The 2,044-nt window shown below is 66.6% G+C and carries 4 protein-coding genes; all 4 read right to left on the reverse strand.

All coding sequences use genetic code 11. The annotated features are described in order from the left end of the window. Window positions 1-78: 78 nt before the first annotated feature. The 4 genes from rplI to rpsF all read right to left on the reverse strand — a co-directional run bounded on the left by rplI (window position 79) and on the right by rpsF (window position 1,855). Window positions 79-528 (reverse strand): 50S ribosomal protein L9, encoded by a 450-nt coding sequence (gene rplI, locus ACFRCR_RS18520; RefSeq protein WP_138827012.1) that lies wholly within the window; start codon window positions 526-528, stop codon window positions 79-81. A gap of 17 nt (window positions 529-545) precedes the next feature. Further along, window positions 546-782 carry a 30S ribosomal protein S18 gene (gene rpsR, locus ACFRCR_RS18525; protein WP_030152654.1) on the reverse strand — a complete coding sequence of 79 codons (237 nt, stop codon included), beginning with the start codon at window positions 780-782 and terminating at the stop codon, window positions 546-548. A 97-nt stretch (window positions 783-879) separates the two neighbouring features. After that, entirely contained in the window at window positions 880-1,416 is a 537-nt protein-coding gene (locus ACFRCR_RS18530; protein ID WP_030152653.1) for a single-stranded DNA-binding protein, read from the reverse strand. A gap of 148 nt (window positions 1,417-1,564) precedes the next feature. Beyond that, window positions 1,565-1,855: a 30S ribosomal protein S6 gene (gene rpsF, locus ACFRCR_RS18535; protein WP_030152648.1), complete on the reverse strand. Its 291-nt coding sequence runs from the start codon at window positions 1,853-1,855 to the stop codon at window positions 1,565-1,567. Window positions 1,856-2,044: the final 189 nt, after the last annotated feature.

The following is a 2,044-nucleotide window of genomic DNA, read 5'->3' on the forward strand; positions in this document are numbered from 1 at the left end:
GCCTCCGCAGAGGGGACCGGGCCGTCGGGTGAGATCTCCGATCCATCCATCCCTCACGGGACAGGGGCGATCAGTCGATCAGGCAGCCACCACGTTGACCGCGATGTTCGCCGAGACCTCGGCGTGCAGGCGGATGGTGACCGTGTACGAACCGGTCGACTTGATCGGCTGGCCGATCTCGATCTTGCGCTTGTCGACGGACGGGCCGCCGGCAGCCTTCACGGCCTCGGCGATGTCACCGGTGGTGACGGCACCGAACAGACGGCCGCCCTGGCCCGCCTTGGCCTGCACGACGACAGGCTTCGACTGCAGCGAGTCGCGCGTCGCCTTGGCCTCGTCGAGCGTCGCGATCTCGCGAGCCTTCCGAGCCTTGCGGATCGCAGAGATCTGCGACTCGGCGCCCTTGGACCATCCGGTCGCCAGGCCACGGGGCACGAGGAAGTTACGGGCGTACCCGTCCTTGACCTCGACCACGTCGCCGGGCTCGCCCAGGCCGGTGACCTCGTGGGTCAGAATGAGCTTTGCCATGTTCTATCCCCTCTCGATCAGCGTGCGGACGACGAGTACGGCAGGAGCGCCATCTCGCGAGCGTTCTTGACGGCACGTGCGATCTGACGCTGCTCCTGGACGGAGACGCCGGTCACGCGACGGGCACGGATCTTCCCGCGGTCGGAGATGAACTTCCGCAGCAGGGTCGTGTCCTTGTAGTCGACCGACTCGATCTTCGCCGACTTCAGGGGGTTGGACTTCTTCTTGGGCTTGCGCACCACTGGCTTCGCCATGGTGTTGCTCCTTCACAAGGTGCTATCCCCGGCCGGGGTGGGTGCCGTCGTCGGGCACCTGCCCTGCCGGGAAGGGTTTGTCTGGGGTGAGCGGTGACTAGAAGGGGGGCTCGTCCGAGAACGAGGACCCACCCGACGACGCGGGGCCAGCCGTGGCCCACGGGTCGTCGTTGTTCTGCTGGCCACCGCCGGAAGCGCTGAAACCACCGCCGCTCGAAGCGCCGCCGCCGCCGAAACCGCCGCCACCGCCGAAGTTGCCGCCACCCGAGCGCTGGGCCCGGGTGACCTTCGCGGAGGCGTACTTCAGGGAAGGACCGATCTCCTCCACCTGCAGCTCGACGACCGTGCGCTTCTCCCCCTCGCGGGTCTCGTACGAACGCTGGACCAGACGGCCCTGAACAATCACGCGCATGCCCTTGGTCAAGGACTCGGCGACGTTCTCCGCGGCCTCGCGCCAGATCGAGCAGCGCATGAACAGCGTGTCGCCGTCCTTCCACTCGTTGCTCTGGCGGTCGAAGGTGCGCGGCGTGGACGCCACGGTGAAGTTGGCGACGGCAGCCCCTGCGGGGGTGAAGCGAAGCTCCGGGTCCCCGGTCAGGTTTCCGACCACCGTGATGACGGTTTCACCAGCCATGCCAGCTCCTCATTGTTCGTTGCGTATCGAAGAAACTTCGAAGGGGATGACCCCCGTCCGCGGACATCCCACCACGTGCCACTGACGGCGCCCTTGAGGACGCGCAGGGCACCGGGACGGCGCGAGGGAAGTCAGACGTGCGAGGCGATCAGCGAGCGTCGGTGCGCAGGACCTTCGTGCGCAGGACGACCTCGTTGAGGCCGAGCTGACGGTCCAGCTCCTTGGCCGTGTCCGACGTCGAGGTGAAGTCGACGACGGCGTAGATGCCCTCGGACTTCTTGTTGATCTCGAAGGACAGGCGGCGACGGCCCCAGATGTCCACCTTGTCGACAGTGCCACCGTCGGTCTTGATGACCGTCAGGTACTTGTCGAGCGACGGAGCAACGGTGCGCTCCTCGATCTCGGGGTCGAGGATGATCATCAATTCGTACTGACGCATGCGGTGAACCCACCTCCTGCGGACTCAGCGGTCACGGTCTCTCCGTGACAGGAGGGTTGTGCGTCGCTGTGCCGTCCCCGCACTGATGGCAGCACGGATCGAGACACAGCAAGATCCCAAGGTACCCGGTCAGGGCCGGGGTCGGGAAATCTGGGGGACGAGACGGCTCCGGCGGCGCCACGTGCGTGC

Source organism: Oerskovia sp. NPDC056781, from assembly GCF_042789955.1.
In the GTDB taxonomy this organism is placed as follows: Bacteria; Actinomycetota; Actinomycetes; order Actinomycetales; family Cellulomonadaceae; genus Oerskovia; species Oerskovia rustica.